The 6,372-nt window shown below is 69.5% G+C and carries 5 protein-coding genes and 2 pseudogenes; 4 read left to right on the top strand and 3 right to left on the bottom strand.

Features of this window, described 5'->3' with window-relative positions; translation table 11 throughout:
* Nucleotides 1–153: 153 nt before the first annotated feature.
* The 3 genes and pseudogenes from ACFRMN_RS36385 to ACFRMN_RS36375 form a co-directional block, all read right to left on the bottom strand.
* A complete protein-coding gene (locus ACFRMN_RS36385) occupies nucleotides 154–1,770 on the bottom strand; it encodes a polyamine aminopropyltransferase (RefSeq protein ID WP_383028246.1) in 1,617 nt (538 codons plus the stop codon).
* Nucleotides 1,771–1,824: 54 nt separating this feature from the next.
* Nucleotides 1,825–2,343 (bottom strand): DUF2617 family protein, encoded by a 519-nt coding sequence (locus tag ACFRMN_RS36380; RefSeq protein WP_365974788.1) that lies wholly within the window; start codon nucleotides 2,341–2,343, stop codon nucleotides 1,825–1,827.
* 882 nt (nucleotides 2,344–3,225) lie between these two features.
* A pseudogene (locus ACFRMN_RS36375) lies at nucleotides 3,226–3,306 on the bottom strand (aminotransferase class I/II-fold pyridoxal phosphate-dependent enzyme); the annotation flags it as partial.
* Between the two features lie 18 nt (nucleotides 3,307–3,324).
* Between ACFRMN_RS36375 and ACFRMN_RS36370 the strand changes: the two are divergent.
* The 4 genes and pseudogenes from ACFRMN_RS36370 to ACFRMN_RS36355 form a co-directional block, all read left to right on the top strand.
* Nucleotides 3,325–3,447, top strand: a pseudogene (locus ACFRMN_RS36370) (aminotransferase); the annotation flags it as partial.
* Nucleotides 3,448–3,599: 152 nt separating this feature from the next.
* Entirely contained in the window at nucleotides 3,600–3,959 is a 360-nt protein-coding gene (locus ACFRMN_RS36365; protein ID WP_383028244.1) for an N-6 DNA methylase, read from the top strand.
* Nucleotides 3,959–5,161 (top strand): hypothetical protein, encoded by a 1,203-nt coding sequence (locus ACFRMN_RS36360; RefSeq protein WP_383028242.1) that lies wholly within the window; start codon nucleotides 3,959–3,961, stop codon nucleotides 5,159–5,161. The genes ACFRMN_RS36365 and ACFRMN_RS36360 overlap by 1 nt, the downstream gene beginning before the upstream one ends.
* A 13-nt stretch (nucleotides 5,162–5,174) precedes the next feature.
* A complete protein-coding gene (locus ACFRMN_RS36355) occupies nucleotides 5,175–6,335 on the top strand; it encodes a pyridoxal phosphate-dependent aminotransferase (RefSeq protein ID WP_383028239.1) in 1,161 nt (386 codons plus the stop codon).
* Nucleotides 6,336–6,372 lie beyond the last annotated feature (37 nt).

The following is a 6,372-nucleotide window of genomic DNA, read 5'->3' as shown; positions in this document are numbered from 1 at the left end:
CCGGGGGGAGGGGGTCGGGGTCGGAGGAGGTGCGTGTCCGGACGTAAAGCGTCGCAGCACGCGCGAAGCGCGGTGAGGAAAGCAGTCCGGACACGCACCTCCGCAGGCCCCGGCACCCGGCCGACGACAACGCGACCGCAACCCGCACCCCAACTACCCCCCGTACCGCGGATGCACCAGCGTCGACGGCGGCAGCCCCCACACCCGCGTCCGCTCCACCCCCCGCGCCCCCGCCACCAGCACCGCCCCCTCCAGCGACCGCAACCGCGGCGCGTCCCGCGCCAGGCCCAGGCTCGGCCTCGCGCCCACCTCCGCCAGTTCGAACCCCCAGTCGCTCACGGCCGGCGTGCCGTCCTTGACCCGGTCGGGGCCCGCCGCGAAGCCCGACGGCCACCCCATCGCGTGGTACGGCGTGGTCCCGAACCCGGCCGCACGCAACGTCGCGTCCACCGTCCAGTACGTATGCCGCTCCGTCGTCGGCGACCCCGCGTGCACCGCCAGCCGCCCGCCGTCCGCCAGCACCCGCGTAGCCAGGCCGTAGAACTCCTCGGAGTACAGCTTCGTACTCGCCGTGACGCCGGGATTCGGCAGATCCGAGACAACCACGTCGTACGGCCCGCCCCCAACGCCTCCGGCGTCGGCAGCCCCCCGCAACCACGTGAACGCGTCCGCGTACACCGCCCTCACCCGCCCGTCCCCGTACACCTCCCCGTTCAGCTCCCGCAGCGCGGGATCCGTGCGGGCCAGCCGGACGACCGCCGGGTCCAGCTCGACCACCGTGACCTCCCGGACGTCCCCGTACCGCAGGACCTCGCGCGCGGCCAGCCCGTCGCCCCCGCCCAGGATCAGCACCCGCGCGTGCGGCCCGCGCATCGCGGGATGCACCAGCGCCTCGTGGTAGCGGAACTCGTCACGCGCGCTGACGCGCAGCCGCCCGTCGAGATACAGCTCCAGCGGCCCGCTCCGCCCGCCCGTGATGACGACTTCCTGGACGCCGGTATGGACGGCGACCCGCACCTGGTCGCCGTAGACGGCCCGCCGCGCCGCCCGTTCGAAGTCGTCCACCAGGACGGCCGCCGTGCCGAGCAGGGCCAGCACCAGCACGTTGACAACCACCAGCACCCAGCGTGAGCGCGGCGTCAGATCGCGCCGGAAGAGCCAGAGCACCAGCCCGCCCCCCGCCACCGCGTTCACCGCGCCCGTCAGCAGCGCGCCCGTCAGCTGGCCCAGCCAGGGCAACAGCAGGAACGGGAAGGCGAGGCCGCCGACGAGCGCGCCCACATAGTCGGCTGCGAAGAGATCCGCGACCGTCCCCTCCGCGTCCTGGCGCGAGAACCGCTGGATGAGCGACATCAGCAGCGGAATCTCGGCGCCGATGAGGACACCGATGGCCAGCGAGAAGCCGACCAGTGCGTAGCGGGACTCCCCCAGCCATATGAAGCTCGCGTACAGCACGAGTGCGGAGGAGCCGCCCAGCAGCGCCAACGCCGCTTCCAGCAGCCCGAATCCGAACGCGGCGCGGCACCGCAGCCGCTTGGCGAGCAGCGAGCCGACGCCCATCGCGAAGACCATCACCGAGAGGACGACCGAGGCCTGCGTGACGGAGTCCCCGATCAGATACGAGGCGAGCGCGACCAGCTCCAGCTCGTACACCAGCCCGCACGCGGCGCAGATGAAGACCACGGTGAGGATCAGGTAACGCCCGGCGCCCGCACGCACGGGAAGCCGCGCGGCACCTCGGGGCGGCGAGGACACGGACTGCTCGATCATGTTCGTAACGCTACGTCACGAATTCATTGCGGTTTGTCACCCACACGGGTGCATCTACAGCACCGCAGGCATACGGACCCCCACCCGCGTCCGAGTGACGACCAGGCGGCCTTCCTGCGGATACGCGTGCCAGGTACGCCATCGGACCTGGCTGCCGTCGCGCTGCGCCAGCATCGCGGTGAAGGCGTTCGGGTCGCCGGGGAACGTCCCCGCTAATCCGTTCGGGTGGTCGGCTACCAGTGCGAGCAATTCCTGTGCGCGCCCGGCGAACGAGCCCTGGGACAACGTCTCGACGCGCGCGGCGAATTCGTACTCCCAGTCCCCGAGCCGCTTGGAGACACCGAGCGGCAGCGGTGTGCTGCTGCCCGGGATACAGGCAACGGTCTCGGAGCAGGTGCCGCGCTCCTCCTCCAGAATCACCTGGTGAGAGGCGCCGAGCAGTCTCAGCTGGAGCCCGGCGCCCGCGAGATCGAGATCGAGGACGGCCAGGGCGGGGACCGGCTCCCGGCCCAACGCCCAGGCCAGATCAGCGGCGCGGGTGTCGGTGTAGGCGGTATTGAGGGTGGTGAGCATGGGTCGGCTCCGCAAACACGCTTGACGGGTGAACCGGGGACTTCCCGGACAATGAGCGAGTGGCTTGTGGGGGGAGATCGCCTGCTCGGTTCCGTATCAGGCCCGAGGGCTGGAAGCTCTCACAGCGAGGGAATCACGAAGTACGCGACGCTCACAGTGTTTTTACCCAACTTGAAGGGGTTTCCATCCCGTCGGGGGCCCAAGGGTTCAACTGTTCAACCAAAACCGGCGCGGAAGGCGGGCCGGTTCGAACGGTCGGCACCGCCAACACAGAGGTGCCCGGCGGGAGTTCACCCCCCACCGGGCACCGTCGTGACAGCGGATCAGCTGCCCCGTGTCAGCTGCCTCCCCCGCCGCAACCCCCGCCCCCGCCACCGCCGCACGACGAACCCCCGCCGCACGAAGAACCGCCGCCGCAGGACGAACTCCCGCCGCCGCACGACCCACCCCCGCCACCGCCGGCCCACCAACCGTCGCTGGCGCGGCGCCTGGCGCCCCTCTTCTTCAGCGACGGGCTCGACGCGCGGTTCTTCACCTTCACACGCCGCTTCCCGCGCTTGTCCCCGCTGCCCACGCTCGCCACGACCCCGACGAACGCGACCGCGACCAGTACGACCACCACTCCTACACCCAGCATCGTCCCCACCGTCCTTCTGTTCCCCCGTAGCGAAGCCCCGCGCCGACGCGCGACCGGCTCCGCACCGACCGGCTTCCCGCGTGAACTTCCCGCGTGACTTGGGTGTCCCCCCGGCGCCCCGCGGTCAAAGCCGACTTGAGCAAGTCCAGAGGTTCGGCACAGGATGGCGGCCATGACCAAAGAATGGCTCGGCGGCACCACGATCTTCGCGGAGATGTCGGCGCTGGCCGTACGCACCGGCGCGCGCGGCTGAGGACCGTGCCGGTCGGGTTGTGCGGGGTGTTGAGGAGGATGAGGCGGGTGCGGTCGGTGACGGCGTCCCGCAGCTAGACCCTGTCCCGTCGATCTTCTCGGGCGAGCACATCCCGCTCGCCTCGTTCCCCGGCATGTGCGAGCGGACCCTGACGATCAGCTCGGCGGGCAAGACCTTCTCGTTCACGGACTGGAAGGTGGGGTGGGTCAAGGCTTTTTCGCCTGCCTATTCAGATTGTGGGGCGGAAGCCCGAGCACACCCTCTCGCCGACTCACTGTCTTGAATCCCAAACGACGTGCACTTGCCGAGAGTGCTTGATTCCCGAGCGCGCGCCCCGGCTGGGGTGTCCTGGACCGTCGCCAACAGGTGCTCTTCATCAACGCGCGGCGAGCCTTCGAACCGGTCCCGGATTCGAGAGCACGGAGGCTGGGCGACAAGAACACAGCATCGATCCTGACCACCCTCGCTGCTTGGCGGGGCATCTACGAGATGGGTGCCGCGGCCACGCCGTACAACGACGCGGCCGGCTGGTCCCGAAGCCGCTCCACCGAGGAGATCGCCGACCGCCAGTACAGCTTGATGCCGACGTCGTACGCCGTGGAGCCTCCCAGTCCCGAACGGGACACACGGACCCGGATCGAGGAGCTCAAGCTCGAACTGGCCGATCAGTTCGACCAGATGCGCGACCTGGAACTCCGACTGCTGGACATCTTGGAGGAGAGCTGATGGAAGCCAATGCCCACCATGTCGACTCGGGTACGGCGGCTTGGCCGACGACCTCCATCGGGATCGAGCGGGCCCGCAGGGACATCTACATCACCTCCGGCTTCCTCGACGACGGGGCCGCCGATCAGACTCCAGGAGTCGTCAGCTCGACGTTCGTCCAGGACGGCAGGATCCTCTCGCCCCGGACCAATGAGTGCGGGCCGGGCGAATCCCCCCGCACCCGGGCAACCCTCAAAGAGGGCGACCTGGCCGTCGTACTCGTCAGACGGGTGGGCGATTCCGCGCTGGTCACCGCCGAGCACGCGGGATGGAGAGCGACCAGGTCGATCGGCATCGTCCGCGCTGAACCGCACGTCGTGCGGTGGCTGCGTATCTGGCTGCAAACACCTACGGCGAAGGCCCGGATCGACGAGGACGTGACGGCACACGTCGAGCCCACCATCAGCCTCGACACCCTCCGCCGCATGCTGTTTCCGCTGCCCCCGCCAGACGTCATCACCGCATGCCACCGGGCCTTCGATGTCATCGAGGAGATGACCGCCCATTACCAGGAGACCGCGCGCAAGGCGGTGGAACTGGCCGACGCACTCCACGACGACTGGGCATCGACGGATCCGCCGTGGGAAACACGACCGCTGGCGAAGGTCGTCAGGTTCCGTCTGAGCGGCCCAGCGAACGCCGGTGAGGCACATCCTCCCGGCACCTTCATGCTGAGCACCCGTTCCGACGACGCGCACATCGCAATGCCGTGCCGACCGGCGACACCGCTCAGAGGCGTCGTGGCCATACGGCCCATCGAGGACGAGGACGGTTGGTGGCTTCTCCACGAACTCAGGAGCCGGAGGGGTGACATCTCGCGGCTGGCGCAGGGCCAGAACGGCCGGGAAATCTCCGCCGGCGCCCTCAAGCGCCTGGAGGTCACCTGGCCCGACCGGTTCACGCGTGCCGACTTCCACAGAACGGCCGAGCCCCTGCACGCCGTAGCGCGACTGCTGGTCTCCAAGATCGCGACGCTGCACGCCCTGCGGGACGCGCTCCTGCGCGACATCTCGGCAAAGGCCGGTGTTCTCCGGGAGCCGGCAACGGGGCCGGGAGAAGAGGTCGCTCTCACTCCTCACCCCGCTGCGGTCCCCGCACCACGTGGGGGCAAGAGGGGCAATGAGTCAGGATGGTCCCCAGAAGCTCGACGGGTACCCGAGTGAGAACGGTGGAGACATGAACACCAGGCCGTTGCTGAACCGAAGGCTGGACGGACTCGGGACGACGATCTTCGCGGAGATGTCGGCACTGGCGACCGCGACGGGCGCGATCAACCTGGGCCAGGGCTTCCCCGACGCCGACGGCCCCGAGGAGATCCGCGAGGCCGCCGTCCGCGCCCTGCGGGAGGGCAAGGGCAACCAGTACCCGCCCGGCCCAGGCATCCCGGAACTGCGTGCCGCGATCTCCGACCACCAACAGCACTTCTACGACCTCTCCTTCGACCCCGACACCGAGATCCTGGTCACCGCCGGCGCCACCGAGGCCGTCGCCGCCGCCATGCTGGCACTACTGGAGCCGGGCGACGAGGTCATCGCCTTCGAACCTTTCTACGACTCCTACGCCGCCTGCATCGCGATGGCCGGAGCGAAGCGCGTGCCGCTCACGCTGCGAGCGCCGTCCTTCCGCCCTGACCTGGACGAGCTGCGCGCCAAGATCACCTCGCGGACCCGCCTCCTTCTCCTCAACACCCCGCACAACCCGACCGGGATGGTTCTCACCGCCGAAGAGCAGGACGTCATCGCCGCACTCGCCGTCGAGCACGACCTGCTCGTCGTCACCGACGAGGTGTACGAGCACCTTGTCTACGAGGGCACGCACCGCCCCATCGCGGCCCTGTCCGGCATGCGCGAGCGCACCGTCTCCATTTCGTCCGCCGGCAAGACCTTCTCATTCACCGGATGGAAGGTTGGCTGGGTCACGGCGAGCGGCCCGCTCGTCTCCGCCGTCCGGACGGCCAAGCAGTACCTGACCTACGTCAGCGCGGGCCCGTTCCAGTACGCGATCGCCGAAGCCCTGCGCCTGCCGGACTCGTACTTCGACGGCTTCCGTACCGACCTCCGCCGCAAGCGCGACCTGCTCGGCGACGGCCTGCGCGCGGCCGGGTTCGAGGTCTACCGGCCCCAGGGCACGTACTTCATCACAACCGACATCACCCCCTTCGGCGAGAAGGACGCCTACGCCTTCTGCCGCGCGCTCCCCGAACGCTGCGGCGTCGTCGCCATCCCCAACTCCGTCTTCTACGACGACCCCGACGTCGGCCGCAGCCAGGTCCGCTTCGCTTTCTGCAAGAGGGACGACGTCCTACGAGAAGCCTCTTCACGCCTTCAGCGAGGATGACCGCCGCGACCGCTGACCACAAACCACCACCGCCGGG

It is taken from the genome of Streptomyces sp. NPDC056835, assembly GCF_042789485.1.
Lineage (GTDB): Bacteria > Actinomycetota > Actinomycetes > Streptomycetales > Streptomycetaceae > Streptomyces.
The sequence above is the reverse complement of the archived record's forward strand: the minus strand, read 5'-3'. Positions and strand labels throughout refer to the sequence as shown.